At 70.3% G+C, this 22,092-nt stretch carries 16 protein-coding genes and 1 pseudogene; 9 read left to right on the plus strand and 8 right to left on the minus strand.

Translation table 11 applies throughout. From position 1 onward, the window contains the following. Positions 1–52: 52 nt before the first annotated feature. Positions 53–1,240, minus strand: a complete 1,188-nt coding sequence (locus tag ACZ5U5_RS13080) for a hypothetical protein (protein ID WP_469020133.1) — start codon at positions 1,238–1,240, stop codon at positions 53–55. A gap of 367 nt (positions 1,241–1,607) precedes the next feature. Between ACZ5U5_RS13080 and ACZ5U5_RS13085 the strand changes: the two genes are divergently transcribed. After that, positions 1,608–3,830, plus strand: coding sequence for an MMPL family transporter (locus ACZ5U5_RS13085; RefSeq protein WP_469020134.1), 2,223 nt, complete (start codon positions 1,608–1,610; stop codon positions 3,828–3,830). 92 nt (positions 3,831–3,922) lie between these two features. Here the strand turns inward: ACZ5U5_RS13085 and ACZ5U5_RS13090 are convergent, their stop codons facing one another. Further along, positions 3,923–4,933, minus strand: coding sequence for a DUF3048 domain-containing protein (locus tag ACZ5U5_RS13090; protein WP_469020137.1), 1,011 nt, complete (start codon positions 4,931–4,933; stop codon positions 3,923–3,925). 182 nt (positions 4,934–5,115) lie between these two features. Next, positions 5,116–6,261 (minus strand): S1 family peptidase, encoded by a 1,146-nt coding sequence (locus tag ACZ5U5_RS13095; protein WP_469020138.1) that lies wholly within the window; start codon positions 6,259–6,261, stop codon positions 5,116–5,118. A 239-nt stretch (positions 6,262–6,500) separates the two neighbouring features. Between ACZ5U5_RS13095 and ACZ5U5_RS13100 the strand changes: the two genes are divergently transcribed. The 8 genes from ACZ5U5_RS13100 to ACZ5U5_RS13135 all read left to right on the plus strand — a co-directional run bounded on the left by ACZ5U5_RS13100 (position 6,501) and on the right by ACZ5U5_RS13135 (position 17,342). Continuing rightward, positions 6,501–8,765, plus strand: a complete 2,265-nt coding sequence (locus tag ACZ5U5_RS13100) for an ATP-binding cassette domain-containing protein (protein WP_469020140.1) — start codon at positions 6,501–6,503, stop codon at positions 8,763–8,765. 61 nt (positions 8,766–8,826) lie between these two features. Beyond that, a complete protein-coding gene (locus tag ACZ5U5_RS13105; protein ID WP_469020143.1) occupies positions 8,827–10,788 on the plus strand; it encodes a M13 family metallopeptidase in 1,962 nt (653 codons plus the stop codon). 251 nt (positions 10,789–11,039) lie between these two features. After that, positions 11,040–11,183 carry a putative leader peptide gene (locus ACZ5U5_RS13110; RefSeq protein WP_469020146.1) on the plus strand — a complete coding sequence of 48 codons (144 nt, stop codon included), beginning with the start codon at positions 11,040–11,042 and terminating at the stop codon, positions 11,181–11,183. A 78-nt stretch (positions 11,184–11,261) separates the two neighbouring features. After that, positions 11,262–12,521 carry an LLM class flavin-dependent oxidoreductase gene (locus ACZ5U5_RS13115; protein WP_469020149.1) on the plus strand — a complete coding sequence of 420 codons (1,260 nt, stop codon included), beginning with the start codon at positions 11,262–11,264 and terminating at the stop codon, positions 12,519–12,521. Between the two features lie 17 nt (positions 12,522–12,538). Beyond that, positions 12,539–13,942, plus strand: coding sequence for an NtaA/DmoA family FMN-dependent monooxygenase (locus tag ACZ5U5_RS13120; RefSeq protein WP_469020150.1), 1,404 nt, complete (start codon positions 12,539–12,541; stop codon positions 13,940–13,942). Positions 13,943–13,956: 14 nt separating this feature from the next. Then, a complete protein-coding gene (locus ACZ5U5_RS13125; protein WP_469020151.1) occupies positions 13,957–15,162 on the plus strand; it encodes an LLM class flavin-dependent oxidoreductase in 1,206 nt (401 codons plus the stop codon). A gap of 30 nt (positions 15,163–15,192) precedes the next feature. Continuing rightward, complete coding sequence (locus ACZ5U5_RS13130; protein ID WP_469020153.1) at positions 15,193–16,368, plus strand: lactate 2-monooxygenase; 1,176 nt, start codon at positions 15,193–15,195, stop codon at positions 16,366–16,368. Continuing rightward, positions 16,365–17,342, plus strand: a complete 978-nt coding sequence (locus ACZ5U5_RS13135) for a 2-hydroxyacid dehydrogenase (RefSeq protein ID WP_469020156.1) — start codon at positions 16,365–16,367, stop codon at positions 17,340–17,342. The genes ACZ5U5_RS13130 and ACZ5U5_RS13135 overlap by 4 nt, the downstream gene beginning before the upstream one ends. 74 nt (positions 17,343–17,416) lie before the next feature. Here ACZ5U5_RS13135 and ACZ5U5_RS13140 read toward each other — a convergent pair whose 3' ends face one another. The 5 genes and pseudogenes from ACZ5U5_RS13140 to ACZ5U5_RS13160 form a co-directional block, all read right to left on the minus strand. Then, the gene (locus tag ACZ5U5_RS13140; RefSeq protein WP_469020159.1) at positions 17,417–18,238 is read right to left on the minus strand and encodes an endonuclease I family protein; all 822 of its coding nucleotides are present in this window, start codon (positions 18,236–18,238) and stop codon (positions 17,417–17,419) included. Between the two features lie 186 nt (positions 18,239–18,424). After that, positions 18,425–19,210: a thioesterase family protein gene (locus tag ACZ5U5_RS13145; protein WP_469020161.1), complete on the minus strand. Its 786-nt coding sequence runs from the start codon at positions 19,208–19,210 to the stop codon at positions 18,425–18,427. 87 nt (positions 19,211–19,297) lie between these two features. Then, on the minus strand, positions 19,298–20,503 hold the full coding sequence (locus ACZ5U5_RS13150; protein WP_469020164.1) for an acyl-CoA dehydrogenase family protein: 1,206 nt from the start codon (positions 20,501–20,503) through the stop codon (positions 19,298–19,300). A gap of 182 nt (positions 20,504–20,685) precedes the next feature. Further along, a pseudogene (locus ACZ5U5_RS13155) lies at positions 20,686–21,180 on the minus strand (transposase); the annotation flags it as partial. Positions 21,181–21,192: 12 nt separating this feature from the next. Next, positions 21,193–22,086: an amidohydrolase family protein gene (locus tag ACZ5U5_RS13160; protein WP_469020165.1), complete on the minus strand. Its 894-nt coding sequence runs from the start codon at positions 22,084–22,086 to the stop codon at positions 21,193–21,195. Positions 22,087–22,092: the final 6 nt, after the last annotated feature.

Genomic DNA, 22,092 nt, shown 5'->3' on the forward strand with positions numbered 1-22,092 from the left:
GGCCATGGTCATCATCGGGATGTACGGGGAGGGCGGGACCCGCGGTCGTTCGTCAGCCGGCGGCCTGCGCTGTGTCGGCCGTGTCGGCCGTCTCGTCTGTGCCGGCCGTGTCGTCGAAGACGGGCATGTCGTCGAAGACGGCGACGGCCTCGGAGGCGGCGGTGGCCGTGGCAGCGGCATTGGCGTCGGCAGCCGCGGAACCGGCGGCGGCCGAGCCCGCCGTCGCCGTCTGCAGCGCCGTGATGCACGCGGCGATCGACTTCTGCAGCTCCTCCAGGCGCAGCAGCATGTCGTCCTCATAGATGTCGTCGACCTCGGCGTCGTCGAAGGTCAGCTCCTCGAAGACCTTCGTCGCCTTCTGCAGGCTGCTGTAGAACTTGGCGCGGCGCTCCTGCACCCGCAGCTGCGGGTCGCTCTGGACGGTCTGGGCGACCAGGTCCTTCACGGTGTCGTACGCCTCGCGGGCCCACTCGCCGGAGTCCTCGCCCTCATCGAGCTCGTCGATGAGGGACAGGTGCCGCTCGGCCTCCTCCTTCAGCTCGGCGGGCGCGTCGATCAGCTGGCCCGCCGGCGTCTTGACCTGCCCCTTGTCGACGATCTGGCGGACGTAGTCGACGCGGTCGCCCGCCTTGGCCTCGGCCGCGACCGCCTTCTTGAGGTCGTCCACGCGCACGATGTCGCGGACGAGCTCGGTGCGCAGCGCCGGGTCCTCGTCGAGCCGGTCCATCAGCGCGCGCCGCGCCGCCTCCGCGGTGCCGGGGTCGGCGAGGATCGCGGCCCGCAGTGCGGTGGGGTTCTCGGCGACCTCAAGCGCCTTGGTGGGGCGGATGCCCTCGGCCTCGGCGGCCTCCGTGATCGCGGTGCCGCGCGGGGAGAGGGCGCTGGAGCGGGAGGTGTAGTACGTCAACCAGGCGTCGGAGTCCGGAAGTTCGATGTCCTCGCCGGGCGTGAGCGCCTCGAAGAGGGGTACGAGACCGTCGTCAGCGGCCTTGTCCCAGGCCTTGTAGTAGCGCATGACGCGCTCGGCGGAGCAGCCGGCCAGCTCGCTGAACTCCTTCGCCGAGACCTTCGGCGTCTCGTCGGCTCCCTGTCCGCCGGGGCGCACACTGCGTGCCACCTTCAGGGCGAAGGCCCAGCCGCCGGTCCGTGCGTAGGCACCGAACTCGCGGGCGTCCCGGGCCACCGGCTCGGACACTTCCGACGGCGTGGCTGCTTCAGACGGCGCGATGGCAAGAGTCACGAAGGTTCTCCTGGATGGTGATGACAAGTATCTGAGAGCTGACTCGACACCTTATCGCCTCTATTGAGGTGGTATGAGGGCGAGTTGTTCTCGGGTGAACAGGTGTCCCACGGTACGGAGGCGAATCCTCCGCTGACCTGCGACTTGATGTGGGTCCTACACATCCTGATCACATCTCCTCCCCGAGGATGACCCTGCGTGCATGGCACTACAGCACCCGTGGGCTCACAGTCCGACTCTGAGTCTGACTTCCCGGCCGGAGTGGGCCTGGACTATTGAAGGGAACCTGCTGACCGCCCTGACGTGCGCCGATAGTGCCGCGGGGGGTCTCACTCCGCCTGCCGAAACCGACGGGAGCCCCTTCGCCGTGGCTACGTTCCTCTACAAACTGGGCCGCCTCGCCTTCCGGCGACGCCGCTATGTGGCACTGATGTGGGTGGTGCTGCTGGCCGGCGTCGGCTTCGCCTCGGCCACCGCACCCGCACCGCCCGAAGACTCCTTCTCCATGCCGGGGACGGAGTCCCAGAAGGCCTTCGACCTCCTCGACGAGAAGTTCCCGGCGGCCAGCGCCGAGGGCGCCACCGCCCGCGTCGTCATCCGCGCCCCCGAGGGCGAGAAGCTGAGGGAGTCCGGTCCCAAGGGCGACGTCCAGCAGCTGGTCAAGACCCTGGGAGCGGGCCCGCAGGTCAGCGAGGTCGCCGACCCGTTCAAGGCCGACGCCATCAGCAAGGACGGCACCACCGCGTACGCGTCCGTCACGTACAAGGTGACCGCCACCGAGCTGACCGACAAGGCGCGTGACGCGCTCACCAAGGCCACCGACGACACCCGCAAGTCGGGCTACACCGTCGAGACCGGCGGCGACGCCGTCATGGCGGAGCAGGAGATGGGCGGCACCGCCGAACTCATCGGCATCGCGGTCTCCGCGGTCGTCCTGCTCATCACCTTCGGCTCGATGATCGCCGCGGGCATGCCGCTCCTCACCGCCATCATCGGCGTGGGCATCGGCGTCTCGGGCATCGCGGCCCTCGGCAGCGTCTTCGACCTGTCCGCCATGACCGGGACGCTCGCGATGATGATCGGCCTCGCCGTCGGCATCGACTACGCGCTCTTCATCGTCTCCCGCTTCCGGGCGGAGATCGCCGAGGGGCGCGAGCCGGAGGAGGCCGCGGGCCGTGCTACCGGCACCGCGGGCTCGGCCGTGGTGTTCGCCGGACTCACCGTCATCGTCGCGCTCTCCGGCCTCGCCATCGTCAACATCCCGATCCTCACGAAGATGGGCCTGACCGCGGCCGGCACGGTCGCGATAGCCGTCCTCATCGCGCTCACCATGATCCCCGCGCTGCTCGGTTTCGCGGGCAAGAAGGTGCTGCGCCGCAAGGACCGCAAGAAGCCCGTGAGCGAGCTGCAGGACCCGAACGCCAAGCCGAAGCTGGGCACGCGCTGGGCACGCTTCGTGCTGCGCCGCCCGATCCCCGTGCTTCTGCTCGCCGTGGTGGGCCTCGGTGTGGTCGCCGTACCGGCCACCAGCCTGGAGCTCGGCCTGCCCGACGAGGGCACATCGGCGCCGGACACCACGCAGCGCAAGGCGTACGACATGCTGTCCGAGTCCTTCGGCGCCGGCTTCAACGGCCCGCTGATGGTCACGGTCGACACGGACAAGGGCGCCGCCGCCGCGGCAGGCACCGTCGGCAAGGAGATCGCCAAGATCGACGGCGTCGCCGCCGTCACTCCGGCGAACCCCAACAAGTCCGACGACACCGCGATCTTCAACGTCGTGCCGACGACCGGTCCCAGCGACCACAAGACCGAGGGCGTCGTCAAGGAGATCCGCTCGACCGTCGACGGGCTCGGGGACAAGACGAACTCCGAGGTCCTGGTCACCGGCGCGACCGCCATGACCATCGACTTCTCGCAGACCCTGGACGACGCGCTCCTTCCCTACCTGGGACTTGTCGTCGGCCTGGCCTTCCTGCTCCTGATGCTGGTCTTCCGCTCGGTCCTCGTACCGCTCAAGGCGGCGCTCGGCTTCCTCCTCTCGGTGGCCGCCGCGCTCGGCGCCGTCGTCGCGGTCTTCCAGTGGGGCTGGCTCGCGGACATCGTCGGCGTGGACCAGCCGGGCCCGATCATGAGCATGATGCCGATCTTCATGATCGGCGTGGTCTTCGGTCTCGCCATGGACTACGAGGTGTTCCTCGTGACGCGCATGCGTGAGGCGTACGTCCACGGGGCGCGCCCCGGCGAGGCCGTCGTCACCGGCTTCACGCACGGCGGACGCGTGGTCGCCGCCGCGGCGGTCATCATGATCAGCGTCTTCTCCGGCTTCATCATGGAGAACGACGACATGATCAAGATGATGGGCTTCGGCCTGGCCATCGCCGTCCTCTTCGACGCCTTCGTCGTCCGCATGGCGATCGTCCCTGCCGTGCTCGCCCTCCTGGGCAACAAGGCGTGGTGGCTGCCGAAGTGGCTCGACCGCGCGCTGCCGAACGTCGACGTGGAGGGCGAGAAGCTGCACAAGCAGCTCGGCGACTTCCCCACGGCGCGCCGGGAGGACGAGGACCGGGAGCTGGAGTCCGTACGCGGCTGAGCACCTGACGCTCCGCCAGGAGTACGCACGTCAGCCCGGTGACCGATCACGGTCACCGGGCTGACGCCTGTCCGGGGTGGCCGAACGTGAGTTCAGCGGTCCGCGTAGACCATCCAGACCTGCCCGCGGGCGAAGGGCATCCGCTGCCCGTTGGAGAGCGTGAAGGTCGTGCCGCCCTCGGGGCTGGACCGCTTCCAGTGGGTCTGGTACGCCTTGCCGTCGCGCAGGACGGTCGCCCTGCCGCTGCCGACCGTCTTGATGTACGGCGTCGCCGCGCCGTTGACGTCCTTGTAGCGCGACGGGGGCATGCTCACGTGCTGGATGACGATGGTCCGCGCGCCCAGCTGCGCCCCCGAGCTGCTGCGGGCCGGGGCCCCGTCGAAGGACGCGAGCCAGCGGCGCTCACCGGAGGACCAGCTGAAGGTGTGGCTGGCCGAGGCGTAGCGGACGGTGCGTGCCGCGGTGCGGGAGCCGCCGGCCGGGGCAGGCCCGAAGCGAAAGCCGATGTCGGCGGCGTGGTCGGCCTTCGGGGCCGAGCGCAGCACGGCCTCGGGGCGGGCGAAGAGGTTGTGCGGGGCCGGCCGGTTGCCGTCGCGGAAGTAGGCGCCGGGGAGGCGGCCTTCCGGGCGGGCGTACAGCGGCGACTGCCCGAGCATCTTGTTGAGCGAGCTGCGCACCCCCGAGTAGGCGAGGGCCGGGCGGCCGAACTGCCGCAGCAGTTCGACGTCGGACTCCCGGGCGCTGCGCACCGGGCCGACGGCCTGGGGGAGGCGGCTGGAGTACACCCCCATCAGCCGGCTCATGCCGCCCTCGACCTTCTCCACGTAGACGATGTCCGCCTGCGCGAGGCCGGTGTGCGGCCTGGCCATGCGCGCGTTGTCGAACTTCACCGCGAGCACCGGGCCCTGCTGTGCCCGCAGCCCGGTGAAGGGCGACCGGTCCTGCCCCGGGGCCCCGGCGTCGGCCGGTGCGCTCTCCTGCGCGGCTCCCATGGTGAGCGCGCCCACGGCGACCGTGGCCAGGAGCCTCGTGCCGACGCGGGTGCGGCGGCGGGCCCCGCTCCCCGATCCGGCCCGGTCCAGGCGAGAGGCCCTTGCTGTCATCGCGGTTCTCCGTTCGTCCCCGAACGCGCGGTTCCGGGACCAGTTCGTTCCTGGCAGTGGCAGCCGCAGTCCTTCCTCCGGGGTGAGCGCGGTGAACCCGGTTAGGGCCATCCAGCCGCCAGGACTCACCGCAGCGGCGTACGCGCCGGGCCCTCCCGCGGGCCCGGCGCGGTCCGCCGCCGTCAGGCGGTGTGCAGGGTCAGGCCGTAGCGCCCGAGGATCTCGTTGATGGGCTGGTGCCAGGTCTCACCGCCGCCGCTGCAGTTGCCCCAGCCGCCCGAGGTGACGCCCTGGGCCTGGTCGCCGCTGATGAACGAGCCGCCGGAGTCGCCCGGTTCGGCGCAGACGCTCGTCTTGGTCATCTGGTGGACGGCGCCCTGGCTGTAGTTGACGGTCTCGTTCTTGGCGAGGACGGTGCCGCAGTGCCAGTGCGTGGTGGAGCCGGAGCGGCAGATCGACGCTCCTACGGGTGCCTCCGCCGAGCCGCGGACGAGCTGGTCGGAGACGGTGCCCCAGCCGAGCACCACCGGGACGGTCCACCAGCCGTTGCCCACGCTGACGTACGCGTAGTCGTCGCCGGGGAACGAGGAGCCCTGGAAGCTGCCGATGTTCGAGCCGTCCCAGCCGCGCACCCCGGCTCCCGCCTGCCCGCAGTGGCCCGCGGTGACGAACCCTCCGTGCACCGAGAAGCCGATGGAGCAGCGGACGTTGCCGGTGTAGTAGGGGTCGCCGCCGACGGTGCCCGCGGCGAACGTGCTCGGTGCCTTGCCGACCGTATCGACCTGGACGGGGCCCGCCTTCCGGGCCCGGTCGACGAACCGCCGGACATCGTTGTCGTTCTTCTGAGCAGCGACGACGTTCACCACGACCTTGTTGCTGCGCGGCGCCACGTGCCAGCTGCTGACGCCCTTGGGCGCGTCCAGTGCGTCGATGCGCTCCTTGGCGGCGTCCAGTGCCTTCGCGCTGTGGCGGACCACGCGGACGGCGGCGCCGGTCTCGCGCAGGGCGTCGGCCTTCTTCGCGCTGGTGGTGGCGACGGTGAGCTTCGCGGTGGCCGCGTCGTACCAGGAGCCCGCGTACGTGGAGCCGGCCGCGCGCTGTGCCGCGCGGTCGACGCGGGTCGCGGTCTTCTCGGCGGCGAGGCGTTCGCGCGCCTGGCCCGCGGTGAGTCCGAGGTCGTCCTGGAGGGCGGTGAGCATGCCCGCGGAGGCCGGGGGAGGAGTGGGGGCGGGGGCGGCGCCGGCGGTGGAGGTGAGCGAGGCGCTTGCCCAGGTGCCGACCAGGAGCAGGGAGGAGACGGCGATGCGGGCTCCGGTTCTGCGTCTCATGGCAGTGCCCTTTCTGTTGTTCCGTCGAGGTGGGGAGGAACAGGGTGATGAGAGCGCTCTCATGATGAGTTCAGGCGGAGCATAAGAGCGACTCGGCGGTCATGTCCATACCAACTGAGCGCTCTGGGGCGGCAATTGGGCCCGGAAATCGACGTCGAAGAAATAGTGGGTACGGTGTACGCACGTCACTGAGTACGGTGTACGCTTTTCCTTCCGCCCGTTCAGGCCAAGGAGCATCAGTGACGGTCATCCCCGCCGACAGCCACCACGAGATTCAGGTGCGAGGCGCCCGCGCGAACAATCTGCGGAACGTCTCGCTCGACATCCCCAAGCGGCGGCTCACCGTCTTCACCGGAGTCTCGGGCTCCGGAAAGTCCTCGCTCGTCTTCGGCACCATCGCCGCCGAGTCGCAGCGGCTGATCAACGAGACGTACACCGCGTTCGTCCAGTCGTTCATGCCGAGCCAGAGCCGCCCCGACGTGGACAGCCTGCGCAATCTCAGCGCCGCGATCGTCGTCGACCAGGAGCGGATGGGCGCCAACTCGCGTTCCACGGTGGGCACCGCCACCGACGCGTACACCATGCTCAGGATCATCTTCAGTCGCCTCGGCGACCCGCACATCGGCACTTCGGGCGCCTTCAGCTTCAATCTGCCCGAAGGGATGTGCCCCGAGTGCGAAGGCACTGGTGAGGTCTCCACCGTCGACGTGGACCAGCTCGTGGACCGCGACCTCTCGCTGAACGAGGGCGCGATCACCGTCCCCTACTACGCCGTGGACTCCTGGAGCTGGCAGATCATGGTCAACTCCGGCTTCCACGACCCCGACAGGAAGCTCCGGGACTTCACCGACCAGGAGTGGGCCGACCTCCTGCACAAGGCTCCGGTCAAGGTGAAGGTCGGCTCGAACGGCTTCACGTACGAGGGTCTGGTGGCCAAGATGCAGCGGACCTGGCTCGCCAAGGACCGCGACTCCCTCCAGCCGCACATCAAGGCCTTCGTCGACCGGGCCGTGGTGTTCGCCCGGTGCCCGCTCTGCGCCGGCACCAGGCTGACCGCGGACGCGCTGTCGTCCAGGATCGACGGCCTGAACATCGCCGACTGCTCGGCGATGCAGATCAGCGATCTGGCCGCGTTCGTACGGGGCCTCGACGACCCCGCGGTCGCGCCGCTGATCGCGGGCCTGCGCGAGCTGCTCGAATCGCTGGTCGAGATCGGACTCGGCTATCTCAGCCTGGACCGCACGTCAGGGTCGCTCTCCGGCGGCGAGGCCCAGCGCGTGAAGATGGTCCGCCATCTCGGCTCCAGCATCACCGACGTCACGTACGTCTTCGACGAGCCGACCATCGGCTTGCACCCGCACGACATCCGGCGCATGAACGACCTGCTGCTCCGACTGCGCGACAAGGGCAACACGGTGCTCGTGGTGGAGCACAAGCCCGAGGTCATCGCCATCGCCGACCATGTGGTGGACCTCGGCCCCGGCGCCGGGACGGCGGGCGGCGAGATCTGCTTCACCGGCGACGTGGCCGGGCTGCGCGCCTCCGGCACGCTCACCGGGCGGCACCTGGAGCACCGGGCCCGGCTGCGCGAGCAGGTGCGGGTGCCCAAGGGGCAGCTCTCCATCAAGGGCGCCGACCGGCACAACCTCAAGGACGTCGAGGTCGACATCCCGCTCGGGGTGCTCGCCGTGGTCACCGGGGTCGCGGGTTCCGGCAAGAGCTCGCTGATCCACGGCTACCTCTCCGGGCAGGAGGGCGTGGTGGTGGCCGACCAGTCACCGATACGCGGCTCGCGCCGCTCGAACCCGGCGACCTACACCGGACTGCTCGGCCCGATCCGCACCGCGTTCGCCAAGGCCAACGGCGTCAAGGCGGCCCTGTTCAGCGCGAACTCCGAGGGCGCCTGCCCGAAGTGCAACGGCATCGGGCTGATCTACACCGACCTCGCGATGATGGCCGGGGTGGCGTCCGTGTGCGAGAAATGCGAGGGGGAGCGGTTCACGGCCGAGGTCCTCACCTACCGGCTGCGCGGCAAGAACATCAGCGAGGTCCTCGGCATGTCCGTCGCCGAGGCACACGACTTCTTCCCCTCGGGCCAGGCACACACCATCCTCGGCCGCCTCAGCGATGTCGGGCTCGGCTATCTGCGGCTCGGCCAGCCGCTCAACACCCTCTCCGGCGGCGAGCGCCAGCGCCTCAAGCTCGCGATCCACATGGCCGAGAAGTCATCGACGTACGTCCTGGACGAGCCGACGACCGGGCTGCACCTGGCCGATGTGGACAAGCTGCTCGCGCTGCTCGACCGGCTCGTCGACGACGGCAACTCGGTGGTCGTCATCGAGCACCACCAGGCGGTGATGGCACACGCGGACTGGATCATCGACCTGGGCCCCGGCGGCGGTCACGACGGCGGGCAGGTGGTGTTCACCGGCACGCCCGCGGCCCTCGTGTCCGAGGGGGAGACCGTGACGGCGCGGCATCTGCGGGAGTACGTCGCGGGGTGAGGTCAGGTCGGCGGTGACCGGCCGATCGTGCTCGGGCCCCGTGTCCGCGTAGGGTGCGTGAATGAGCATGCTGGATGACGCCCACGCGGGCATGAACCCCGAGATCCGGCCGCAGGACGACCTGTTCGGCCACGTCAACGGTCACTGGCTGGAGAACGAGCCGATCCCCGAAGATCGCTCCAGCTGGGGCCCCTTTGTGCAGTTGGTCGACACGGCCGAGGAACAAGTCAAGGTGATCATCCAGGAGCTCGCGTCGGCCGCGACGGCCGGCGCCGTCCCGGATGACGCGCGCAAGATCGCCACGCTGTACGCCTCCTTCATGGACGAGGAGACGATCGCCGCCCGCGGGCTCGCCCCGGCACAGCCCCTGATCGACGAGGTCAAGGGGCTGCGGGACACCCGGGAGCTCGCGGCGTTCCTCGGCCGTTTCGAGCGGATCGGCGGCTCCGGTCTCTTCGGCTCCTACATCGACTCGGACGACCGCGACTCCGACCGCTACCTCTTCAACATCGTCCAGGGCGGCCTCGGCCTGCCCGACGAGTCGTACTACCGCGAAGAGAAGTTCGCCGAGATCCGCGAGAAGTACGTCGCCTACCTCACCGAGCTGCTCACGCTCGGGCAGCACGCCGCGCCCGCCGAGGCCGCGCAAGCGGTCCTCGCCCTGGAGACCCGGCTCGCCGCCGGTCACTGGGAGCGGGCCGAGACACGTGACGTACAGAAGACCTACAACCTCCTCACCCTGCACGAACTGATCACCCTGGCACCGCACTTCGACTGGCGCGGTTACGTCGCGGGGCTCGGCGGCTCGGAAGAGACCATCGCCGAGTCGTGCGTCCGTCAGCCCTCCTACCTCCGTCACCTGTCCGCGGTCCTCGACGAGGTGCCGATCGAGCAGTGGCGGGACTGGACGATGATCCGTGTCCTTCGCTCCTGCGCGCCCTACCTCACGGACGCGTTCGTCCGGAACAACTTCGAGTTCTACGGCCGCACCCTCAACGGCACCCCGGAGCTGCGCGCCCGGTGGAAGCGGGCGGTCGCCTTCGTCGAGGGCTGCATCGGAGAGGCGGTCGGCAAGGAGTACGTGGCGCGGCACTTCCCGCCGAGCTCCAAGGCGATGATGGACGACCTCGTCGCCAACCTCCTCGAGGCCTACCGCCAGTCGATCGCCAGGCTCGACTGGATGACGGACGAGACGAAGGAGCGCGCGTACGAGAAGCTCGCCACCTTCCGTCCCAAGATCGGCTACCCCGACACCTTCCGTGACTACTCGGCTCTCCAGGTGTCCGCGGACGACCTGCTCGGCAACGCGCAGGCGGCGGACGCATTCGAGTCCGACCGGCAGCTCGCCAAGATCGGCGCGCCGGTCGACCGCGACGAGTGGTTCATGCTGCCGCAGACCGTCAACGCCTACTACAACCCGGGCACCAACGAGATCTGCTTCCCCGCGGGCATCCTGCAGAAGCCGTTCTTCTCGCCCGACGCCGACCCCGCCGAGAACTACGGCGGCATCGGCTCGGTCATCGGCCACGAGATCGGCCACGGCTTCGACGACCAGGGCGCGCAGTACGACGGCGCGGGCAACCTCAACGACTGGTGGACCGCGGCCGACAAGACCGCGTTCGAGGCGAAGTCGAAGGCGCTGGTCAAGCAGTACGACGCGTTCTCGCCCCGGAACCTGCCCGGCGAGTTCGTCAACGGCTCGCTGACGGTGGGCGAGAACATCGGCGACCTGGGCGGCCTGACCATCGGGCACACGGCGTACAAGATCGCTCTCAACGGCGATCCGATGCCCACGAAGGACGGCCTGACCGGCACCCAGCGGCTCTTCATGAACTGGGCCTACTGCTGGCGCACCAAGCGCCGCAAGGAGCAGGAGCAGCAGTACCTCACGATCGACCCGCACTCGCCGCCGGAGTTCCGGGCCAACATCGTCCGTAACCTCGACGAGTTCCACGAGGCGTTCGGGACGAGGGAAGGCGACGGCCTCTGGCTGGACCGGGCGGACCGCGTCAGGATCTGGTGATCTCCGGGACGGCCGCGGCAGTTCCGCCGCGGCCGTCCCGATCCATCGGCCGCACCGGCGTGGGTTCGGAAAAGAGCGCGGGGGCGGAACAGATGGAGCGGCCCGGTGGTTGTGCCTGACGAAGGCGGGCGGACGCCATGATCCACGGGCGTTGCGTGCGGCTGCGACCTCACGTAGCGTCCGAGCAGTTGACCAGTGCGAGACCGGCGAGGCCGCGGGCCCGCCGAGCCGGAAGGGCGGAGGTGACGGTCGTGCCACTGCTGCCGCCCGTGCCGCCGTTGCCGCTCGTGCCCGGTCCGCGTGTCCTGGCGATCGGCCCGAGCCGCCAGGTGCATCTGTACTCCCGGCACCACATCGACCTGCAGCGTGTCGCCGGCGCGCTCTGTCGTTCCTGACCCGTCACCCGCCGCCGCGCACCCTCGGAGCCGAGGGGCCGGCGTTCTCGTACGGTCGATCAGGAAGGCACCCTTCTCGTGTCGTCATCACCTTCATCCCGTCTGCCCTCTTCTGCTTCCTCGGCTCCTTCCGCCGCGCTGCACCTCGCCGTCGCGCTCGACGGGGCGGGCTGGCACCCGGCCGCCTGGCGTGAACCGGTGTCCCGCCCGGGGGAGTTGTTCACCGCCCGGTACTGGGCCGAGCTGGTCACGGAGGCCGAGCGCGGCCTCCTCGACTTCGTGACCATCGAGGACGGGCTCGGTCCGCAGTCCTCGCACTTCACCGAACCCGACGGACGCACCGATCAGATCCGCGGGCGGCTCGACGCCGTCCTCATCGCCGCCCGCGTCGCCCCGCTGACCCGCCACATCGGTCTGGTGCCGACGGTGGTGGCCACACACACGGAGCCCTTCCACATATCCAAGGCGATCGCCACGCTCGACTACGTGAGCGCGGGCCGTGCGGGCCTGCGCGTCCAGGTGTCGGCGCGCCGGAACGAGGCCGCGCACTTCGGGCGCCGCACGTTTCCCGCTTTCGGCACCGAGGACCTCGAACGGCCCTACGTACGGGAGTTGACCGCCGATCTCTTCGACGAGGCGGCCGACCACATCGAAGCGGTGCGCCGCCTCTGGGACAGCTGGGAGGACGACGCGGAGATCCGGGATGTCGCCACCGGCCGCTTCATCGACCGCGACAAGCTGCACTACGTCGACTTCGAGGGCAAGCACTTCAGGGTCAAGGGTCCCTCGATCACACCCAGGCCACCACAGGGTCAGCCGATCGTCAGCGCGCTTGCCCACGAGTCCCCGACCCACGCGCCGTTCCGGCTGCTCGGCCGCTCGGCCGACATCGGATACGTCACTCCGCGCGACGCCGGACACGCACGCGCCCTCGTCAGGGCGGTCCGCGGCGAACAGGACGCCGCCGGGCGGGCCGACGAGCCCCTGCACCTCTTCGGTGACCTGGTCGTGTTCCTCGACGACGATGCGGGCGCCGCCACGGACCGCCGCGAGCGTCTGGACGCCCTCGCGGGCCACCCGTACACCAGCGACGCGCAGGTGTTCACGGGGACAGCCTCCCAACTGGCCGACCTGCTGACCGAGTTGGGGCGAGCCGGGCTCACCGGTTTCCGGCTGCGCCCCGCCGTCGTCGGCCACGACCTCCCGGCGATCACCCGGGGCCTGGTGCCCGAGCTCCAGCGGCGCGGCGCCTTCCGGCGCGCGTACGAAGCCGGCACCCTGCGCGGCCTCCTCGGCCTCGCCCGCCCCGCGAGCCGCTACGCGGCCGCCACCGCCTGAGCCGGAAGGACCTCGTCATGAGCAAAACACCGGACAAGCCGCTCAAGCAGATCCACCTCGCGGCGCACTTCCCCGGCGTCAACAACACCACCGTGTGGAGCGACCCCGAGGCCGGCAGCCACATCGAGTTCAGCTCCTTCGCGCACTTCGCGCAGACCGCCGAGCGCGCCAAGTTCGACTTCCTGTTCCTCGCCGAGGGGCTTCGGCTCCGTGAACAGGGCGGCGAAATATACGACTTGGACGTCGTCGGCAGGCCCGACACCTTCACCGTCCTCGGCGCGCTCGCCGCCGTCACCGAACACCTCGGCCTCACCGGCACCATCAACTCCACGTTCAACGAGCCCTACGAGGTGGCCCGCCAGTTCGCCAGCCTCGACCACCTCTCGGGCGGACGCGCCGCGTGGAACGTCGTGACCTCCTGGGACGCCTTCACCGGTGAGAACTTCCGCCGCGGAGGATTCCTCCCGCAGGAGGAGCGCTACTCCAGGGCCAAGGAGTTCCTTGCCACGGCGAACGAGTTGTTCGACTCCTGGCGCGGGGACGAGATCGTCGCCGACCAGGAGACCGGCACCTTCCTGCGCGACGCCCGGGCGGGTGCCTTCGTCCATCAGGGTCAACACTTCGACATCCAGGGTCAGTTCAACGTCCCGCGCAGCCCTCAGGGGCGGCCGGTCATCTTCCAGGCCGGGGACTCGGAGGAGGGGCGGGAATTCGCGGCCTCCGGTGCGGACGCGATCTTCAGCCGGTACAGCACGCTCAAGGAAGGGCAGGCGTTCTACACCGACGTCAAGGGCCGCCTCGCCCGCCACGGCCGCACCCACGACCAGCTGCTCATCCTGCCCGCCGCGACCTTCGTCCTCGGGGACACGGACGCCGAGGCGGAGGAACTCTCCCGGGAGGTGCGGCGCCTCCAGGTCAGCGGAGCCACCGCCATCAAGCACCTGGAATTCGTCTGGAACCGCGACCTCTCCGCCTACGACCCGGAAGGCCCGCTGCCCGACATCGACCCGGACCCCGGTGAGCACACCATCGCCCGCGGCCGGGCCCAGGTACGGATGTACCGCGACCCGCTGGCCACCGCCCGGGAGTGGCGCGAGCTGGCGGCCGCGAACAACTGGTCCATCCGTGACCTGGTCATCGAGACCGGCAACCGCCAGTCCTTCGTCGGCTCCCCGGCCACCGTCGCCGAGACGATCAACTCCTTCGTCCAGGCCGACGCCGCCGACGGCTTCATCCTCGTCCCGCACATCACCCCCGGCGGTCTCGACGCCTTCGCCGACACCGTGGTCCCGCTGCTCCAGGAGCGCGGCGTCTTCCGCACGGAGTACGAGGGCACCACCCTGCGCGACCACCTGGGCCTGGCCCACCCCGACGCGGGCGCGGACGCCCCCGAGCCCGTGCCCGCGTCGGCCGGCCACTGAGGAGGACCACACCCATGTCACAGATCCCTCTCGGCGTCCTGGACCTGGTTCCGGTCTCCTCCGGTTCCACCGCGACAGAGGCGCTGCACCGCTCCATCGACCTGGCCCGGCAGACCGAGCGCTTCGGCTACGCCCGCTACTGGTTCGCCGAGCACCACCTCAACCCGGGCGTGGCAGGCACCTCGCCCGCGGTCGTCCTCGCCCTCACCGCCGCCGCGACCTCCACGATCCGGCTCGGGGCAGGCGCCGTACAGCTCGGGCACCGCACCGCGCTCGCCACGGTCGAGGAGTTCGGCCTGATCGACGCGCTGCACCCCGGGCGCCTCGACCTGGGGCTCGGCCGCTCCGGGGGCAAGCCGCCCGCAACGCCCGCCCCCGCGCCGCCGACCGTGACCCCGGTCGTCGACGGCCGTGCCCCCAACGGGCTGCGCATCCCGCCCCGCTTCTCCTACGAGCATCTGCTCGGCTCACCCCGCGTCGCCCTCCAGCGCAAGTTGCTCCAGCAGCCGAACGCCACAGCGCAGGACTACGGGGAGCAGGTCGACGACATCCTCGCGCTGCTCGCGGGAACGTACCGGTCCGAGGACGGCATCGAAGCGCATGTCGTCCCCGGTGAGGGGGCCGACATCCAGGTGTGGATCCTGGGCAGCAGCGGCGGGCAGAGCGCGGACGCAGCGGGCCGAAACGGCCTGCCCTTCGCCGCGAACTACCACGTCAGCCCAGGGACGGTGCTCGAAGCGGCGGACGGCTACCGCGCCGCGTTCACACCCTCCGACGTGCTGGACAAGCCCTACGTCAGTGTCTCCGCCGACGTGGTCGTCGCACAGGACGACGAGACCGCCCGCGAACTCGCCGCGGGCTACGGCCCATGGGTCCGCAGCATCCGCACGGCCGAGGGCGCCATCCCGTACCCCACGCCGGAGGAGGCACGCGCGCACGTGTGGACGGACGCGGACCGGACACTGGTCGAGGACCGCACCGAAACCCAGTTCACCGGTTCCCCGGGCCGCGTCGCGGACCTCCTGGAACAACTCCAGGAAGCCACCGGCGCCGACGAGTTGCTCATCACCACCATCACCCACGGCCACGCCGACCGGGTGCGCTCCTACGAACTGCTCGCCGAGGAGTGGCGGCGCAGGCGGTCCCATCGGAAAAGGGGCGCGTACGACCATGGACGGGGCTTGCGACTGTGGCAAGGATCGTCGGGTAGGCAGTGCTGAACTTCAAGGCCACCGGACGGGACCCACCACATGACGACGACGCCGAACTGGGCGGACTTCCAGTACGAGATCTACCTCAACGGCATGACTGGCGCCGTACCCCGCCTGCCCACCGACCTGACCCGCCTGGAGGAGCTGACCGAGCAGCGCCTGGGCCCGGGACCGGTCGGCTACGTCGCCGGAAGCGCGGGCAACGGCAGCACCGACCGCGCCAACCGCGAGGCCCTCGAACGGCGCCGGATCGTGCCCCGCATGCTGCGTGACGTCCACGAACGCGACCTGTCCGTGGAGGTGCTCGGCCACCGGCTGCCCGCGCCCATCGCCCTCGCACCCATCGGCGTCCTGTCGATCATGCATCCGGAGGGCGAGTCCGCCGCCGCCCGCGCGGCCGCGGCCCGCGGCGTCCCGTTCATCCTGTCCTCGGCCTCCAGCACCCCCATGGAGCAGGTCGCCGGGGAGATGGGCGACGCGCAGCGGTGGTTCCAGCTGTACTGGGCCAAGGACCGTGACGTCACCAAGAGTTTCCTGGACCGGGCGAAGGCCGCGGGCTTCACGGCGCTCGTCGTCACGCTCGACACCCCGCTCCTCGCTTGGCGGCCCCGCGACCTCGACCAGGCGTATCTGCCCTTCCTGCACGGCGTGGGCACCGCCAACTACTTCAGCGACCCGGCGTTTCAGGCGGGCTTGGCCAAGCCGGTGCACGAGGACCCGAACGCGGCGGTGATGCACTTCGTCGGCATGTTCGCCGACCCCGCGAAGACCTGGCCCGACCTGGCGTTCCTGCGCGAGAACTGGGACGGCCCGATCGTGCTCAAGGGCATCCTGCATCCGGACGACGCACGTCGCGCCGCCGACGTGGGCATGGACGGCGTGGTGGTCTCCAACCACGGTGGCCGCCAGGTCGCGGGCTCCGTCGCGGCGGCCGACGCGCTGCCTCGTGTCGTGGAGGCGGTCGGCGACCGGCTCTCCGTCCTGTTCGACAGCGGTATCCGCACCGGTGACGACATCTTCAAGGCGCTCGCTCTGGGCGCCGAGGCCGTCCTCGTCGGGCGGCCGTACGCCTATGGGCTCGGCCTCGACGGACAGGCGGGCGTGGACCACGTGATCCGCTGTCTGCTCGCCGAACTCGACCTCACCCTGGCCCTGTCCGGACACGCCGGGCCCGCCACCCTCACCCCTGACGACCTGATCGAGGAGACCGCATGACCGCCGTGCAGAACGTCCTGGCCATCGTGTCGCCCCACGTCGGCGGCCGCGCGGCGGGAGGCGCCCTCGCCGGGCTGCTCCCCGCCACAGCGCGTGTCACCGTCGTCGAGTCGGCCGACGAGGACCCCGCGGCCCTGCGCGAGGCACACGTCATCGTCACGGGCCTCGCGCCCGTCACCGCCGAACACATCGCGGCGGCCCCGGCCCTGGAAGTCGTCCAGTGCGCGAGCCACGGCTTCGACTACGTCGACCTGGAGGCGGCCCGCTCGCGCGGCATCTCCGTCTGCTCGATCGGCTCCAGCGGCGCCGAGAAGCAGAACGTGGCCGAGCAGACCTTCGCCCTGATGCTCGCCCTCGCCAAGCAGCTGATCCCGGCGCACACCGCGCTGACCGAGGCGGACTGGGCGCTTCCGCGCCTCCAGCAGTCCATCACGGAGCTCTCCGGGAAGACGCTCGGCATCGTCGGGCTCGGCCACATCGGCGAGGAAGTCGCACGCCGCGCGGTCGTGTTCGACATGAGCGTCGTCTACGCCGGTCCGCGCTCCCGGGACGCTGAGACGGAGGCCCGCCTCGGCGGCGCGCGCCACGTCGAACTCGAAGAACTCCTCCGCACGTCCGACTACGTCAGCCTGCACGCCCCGCTCACCGAGCGGACGCGCCATCTCCTGGACGCCGAGCGCCTGGCCCTCCTGAAGCCGACGGCCTTCGTCGTCAACACGGCGCGGGGCGCGCTCATCGACCAGGACGCCCTCGCCGACGCACTGACGGCCGGGAAGCTGGCCGGCGCGGGCATCGACGTCTTCGACCCCGAACCGCCCACCGCCGCCCTGCGGCTGCTCAAGGCGCCGAACGTCGTCCTTTCGCCGCATGTGGCGGGCGTGACCCGCGAGACGCTCGTCCGCATCGGCCTCGCCGCGATCCAGAACGTCGCGGGCCACCTGGAGGGCAAGCCCCTGGCGGACATCGTCTCCTGACGCCCACTCGGTCACTGGTGGTGGCGGCTCCCCGAAAGCGCCGGGACGCCGTCACCACCAGCCGCGTCCGCGAGCTACCAGATCGCGCCGACCCACTCGGGGTGGTCGACGAACGGGTTGCGGTTGTGCTGGAACTGGTCGTAGATCGCCTGGTTGCGGTTCTTCTCGAACGCGTCCGGCGGGTCCTCGTCGTTCCACTGCTTCAGGACGGAGAGGCGTCCGATGGCGGGGGCGCTGCCGTTGTCGACCTTGTCGTTGGGCTCCAGGTCGGCGAAGCCGTCCTCGCCGTCGTAGCGCACGGCCATGTAGAGGATCATGCGGGCGACGTCGCCCTTGACGGCGTCGCGGGGCTCGAAGGAGTCGGCGTCGGTGTAGTTGCCGGGCGCCTCGCCGACCTCGCTGCCGCCGTTGTCGAAGTCCTTGTTGCCGCGGGTGCTGTTGACCGAGACGTCCGTCGGGCGCAGGTGGTGGATGTCGGTGCCGGGGCCGGTGGCGGTGCCGAAGTCGCCGTGGGACTTGGCCCAGGTGTGCTCACGGTTCCACTGGTCCGGGTCGCCGCCGTTGCTGTCCTTGCTCTGTGAGCGGCCGGTGTAGAGCAGGATCACGTTGCTGCTGTTCGCCGGGTCCTCGTCGGTGACCTTCAGGGCGTCCCATACCTGGTCGTACGACAGCTTGGTCTGGTCGCTGACGATGGTGTGCAGGGCGCTCTTCAGCTCCGGACCGGTCTTGCCGAGCGCGTCCTTGTAGTACGTGTCGTCATAGGCGTCGGCGGACGCGGCGGGCGGCGTGGGGGCCGTGGTCGTGGCGTCGGCGGCGGCCGGGACGGTGATCCCGACGAGGACCGCGGCCGCCGTCATGGCCAGCGGTTTCCAGTGACGTATGTGAGGGACGGGCATGTGGGGGGTGTCCTCTCCCGGAGACTCGCGCGCAGCGCGGATCCCTCCAACGGGACCTGCGTTCTACGCGAGTTGACAAGTGGGCCAACGGGAGAGTGGCATGGTTGAGCCCATCACTGTATGAACGTTGTGGGTCGACCGTGTGACGATGTCGTGGACACGACATGCGCGGCGCATGGGTGCATATCAGGGCGCGGGCCGCACGGTGAGGATCTGCTGGGCGTGGCCGACGGGACCGTGGATGTCGTGCAGGACGGTGCTGGTGATGCCCTGACCCATCGGGCCGAACGTCACCGTGGTGTCGAGTCCCGTCCAGCCGCCCTCGGGTTGGCGGTGCAGGTGCACGGTGAGGTCGACGTTGGGGAACATCCAGGCGGTGGGCGGCTGGCGTACGGCGATGCCGTTGGCCGTGTCCACGAGCGCGACGTACGAAGCGAGGGGGCTCGCGGTCTGCCCGGCGACGAGATCGAGCGGGGTGGAGATCCACGCCGTCGTACGGCCCGGCTGCGGGGGAGTGGCGGGGCGGACATCCACGGAGGCGATGTATCCGCCCGGCCACAAGGACGCCATGGGCCAGGACTCCAGCGCCTCGGGAGAGGGAAGCTTGTCGGCGCCGCCGCCCGCGACGGAACTGGTGTCACCGGCGGCGAGGAGCCAGGCCCGGGCCCGTACCACCGGACGGTCGGCCATCAGCACGACGGCTTCGACCAGTTCGATGGTGCGGCCGGGGCGGATGGTCTCCACCCGGATCTCGCACTCGTCGAGGGCGAGACGGCCAAGGATGTCGAAGCTGATCCGCGACATCACAAGACCGCTGTCCGGCCGGGCGGCCAGGTACCGGTCGATGGCGTGCACGGTGAGGCCGCCGAGCGGGCTGAAGTGCTGCTCGTCGGTGTCCCAGGCGCCACCGGCGTGGGAGGTGGGCTTGTAGCGGTGCGCGTCGATGGGTTCGTAGTAGCTGCCGGTGTTCAACGGTGCTTCCCTCTCGGCCTTGCGGGTCCCGGTATCCGAAGATCGTACTGACCGCGGGCCGGCCCGGGAGGGGCGCAGGGCGGCCCGCTAGCGCAGGCCGTTGAGGTAGTGCTCGCCGATGTCACGCAGGCGGTGCGCGGCGGAGTCGTGAGCCGTCAGGGCGCGGGCGTTGCGCCAGAACCTGTCGAGTCCGGGGTCGGTCGCAGGAGAGGGAGCGTCGGCAGTGAGTTCCAGGACGCGGGTGGTGATGTGCAGGGCGGACCGGGTGGTGACCGCTTCGGCCGCGGCCACGAGGAACGCGATGTCGGCACGCTCGTCGGCATCCAGCGCGTGCCCCGTCTCCAGACCACGGGCCAATGCCTCCGTCGCGCGATCCACCACGGCGGCCGCGGTGTGCGCGGCCGTCGCCAACTCCCCGTAGGCGAGCAGCAGGTAGGGGTCGGTGGGAGGCGGCCCGCAGTCCCCGCCGGTGTCGAGCGCACCCATCAGGGCGGGACGCGGCAGCGCACGGCTGACGTCCCGCGCTTCGGCGAGCGCGCCCTCCGCGTTGCCCAGACCGACCTGGACGAGCAGGAGACGGCGGGCGAGCGGGGCGAGCGCGGTGAACGGCGCGATCTCGTGCTCGTCGACGGGAACAGTGCCCAGCACCTGATGCGCGGCCACCGGTACGTCGTCATAGCTGACGCCGCCCGCACCGCTCAGCCGCTGCCCGAGCAGATCGTGCGCCGGCTCGGCGCTGACACCGGGGTGGGCCGGGTCCACCTGGAAGACGACCCACTCGCCGCTGTCCGTGCGCCGCGCCGTGTGGACGAGCCGGTCCGCGACGGTGACGCCCGCGGTCGAGGGCCGTCTGCCGTGCAGAACGTATCCGTCTGCCGCCGGGGTCAGCGCGAGGCCGGTTCCCGTCTGCGCGTCCGGCAGTTCGATGTCGCCGCCCCAGAGCCACTGTTCGCGTACGGCGCGCAGTTCGAGGGCCGCGGCGTCCGCGGGTGCGGCGAAGAGGCGCGGGCTCCACGACAGGGCGTGGTGATGTGCGAGGAGTTCGGCGATGGAGCTGTCCGCCGCCGCGATGTCCCTGATCGCCGTACAGGCCGTACGCCAGTCGACGCCCCGGCTGCCGGGACCGTCGTGGCCGGGGGGTGACAAGAGCGCGGGCAGTCCCGCCTCACGCAGCCGCGAGACCTCGTCGAGCGGTGGTTTGCCCGCCCGGTCGCGCAGGTCCGCGTCGACGGCGAGATCGTCGGCGAGTTCCCGGACGACGCGCGGCGAGGCGGAGGGGATCAGCGGTGTCACGGCGACGCCTCACAGATTCCTAGTTTCCCTACCTGATTGATAGGAATAGTGGTCCTGAACTCTGCCCACTACAAGGGGGTGTTCAAGGGGCGGACTACCCCGTCTCGCAGGCTGGTACCGGGAATGCCGTCCGGATGGCGGTCCCGGTCACCGATGCCCGCGGGCGCGCCTAAGAGCTCATCTCATTCGGCGAGTCTGCGGTAGCAGATGAGTGTGCAGGCGATGCTGGTGAAGGCCAGGAAATGGATGGCCTGGCGTTCGTAGCGGCGGTGGAGTCGGCGGCATCCTGCGAGCCAGGCCATGGTGCGCTCGATGGTCCAGCGATGGCGGCCCGGCTTCTGCGATGTCTCGACACCCTTGCGGGCGATCCGGGGTGTGATGTGTCGTGACCGGAGCCATTGCCGCAGGTGACGGTTGTCGTAAGCCTTGTCGGCGTGCAGCTTGGCGGGGCGCCGGCGGCGGGGCCGCAAGTAGATCTTCGAGCCATACTTGCCGCGATCTACAGGATTCGGACCCGTCAGGTCCCCTTTTTCAGGGCCCGCATGTTCACCGAGTCGCAGTTTGGACCAGACCCGCTGCCGACTCCACGCCATGAACCGGCGGTGAGCCGTGGCCCCCGACGGCCCGGACACCGGCGGCACCTGCGACCACGTACACGGGCGGATACAGACGTGGACCGACGACGACGGTCAAGCCGGTCGGCGGGAGAAGCGGAAGGCGGCGGCGCGTGCCTGGAGCGCTTGGATCTCTCCGGCCGGAAGGTTCAAGACCTGAGCGGCCAGGTCGAACTCGTCCATCAGGGTGCGCCCCGTGTGCAGGGGCACGTCCGTGTTGAGGGAGACCGGGACGCCGGCCGCCAGAACTGCTGGCAGGGGATGAGACGTGAGCTTCGGTACCGCGCCCAGCGCCAGGTTCGAGGTGAGCGACATCTCGGCCATGATCCCGTCGGTTGCCATTCTGCGCAGCAACGCGGCACTGGTGGCACAGGACAGACCGTGGCCGATCCGGTCCGCGCCCAGCAGGTCCAGGGCCCGCCAGACATGTTCCGCGGGCCCGAACTCCCCGGCGTGCACCGTCCGCCCCAGCCCCGCGCCGGCCGCTGCCCTAGCCAGCGGTACGAATCGCCGGACGTCTGGGTGTGTCAACTCATCCCCCGCAACGTCCAGACCCACGAAGACCGGTGGCAGATCCCCGATTCGGTCGGTCAGCTCCCCGATGAAATCGGCCGGGCTGTTCCGGTTCACCAGCAGCACCGCCGAAACCACCGGGTCGCTCAGTGGCCCCAGCACCCGCTGCGCAGTGCTGGTGAACTCCTCCCAGGTCATCCCGTCCAGCAGCAGCCGACGCGGCGAAAGCCGCAGTTCCACAAGGTCCGCGCCTTGGGCGCGCTGTTCGGCGTGCACCTGGGCAAGGAACAGAGCGAAGTCCTCCGGGCCGGTCCGGGTCCGGTCCGCGCGGTCGGTTCGGTGCGCCGCGAAGAATCGGTCTCTAGAGCTGAAATCGCGTAGCGTCAGGCCTAGTTCGCGACGCTTACGTTCTTCAGGCTCAGTGTGGAGGTGAAGGTGAGGACGGACCGGGGCCATGGGGGT

This window comes from Streptomyces sp. NPDC033177, from assembly GCF_055577715.1.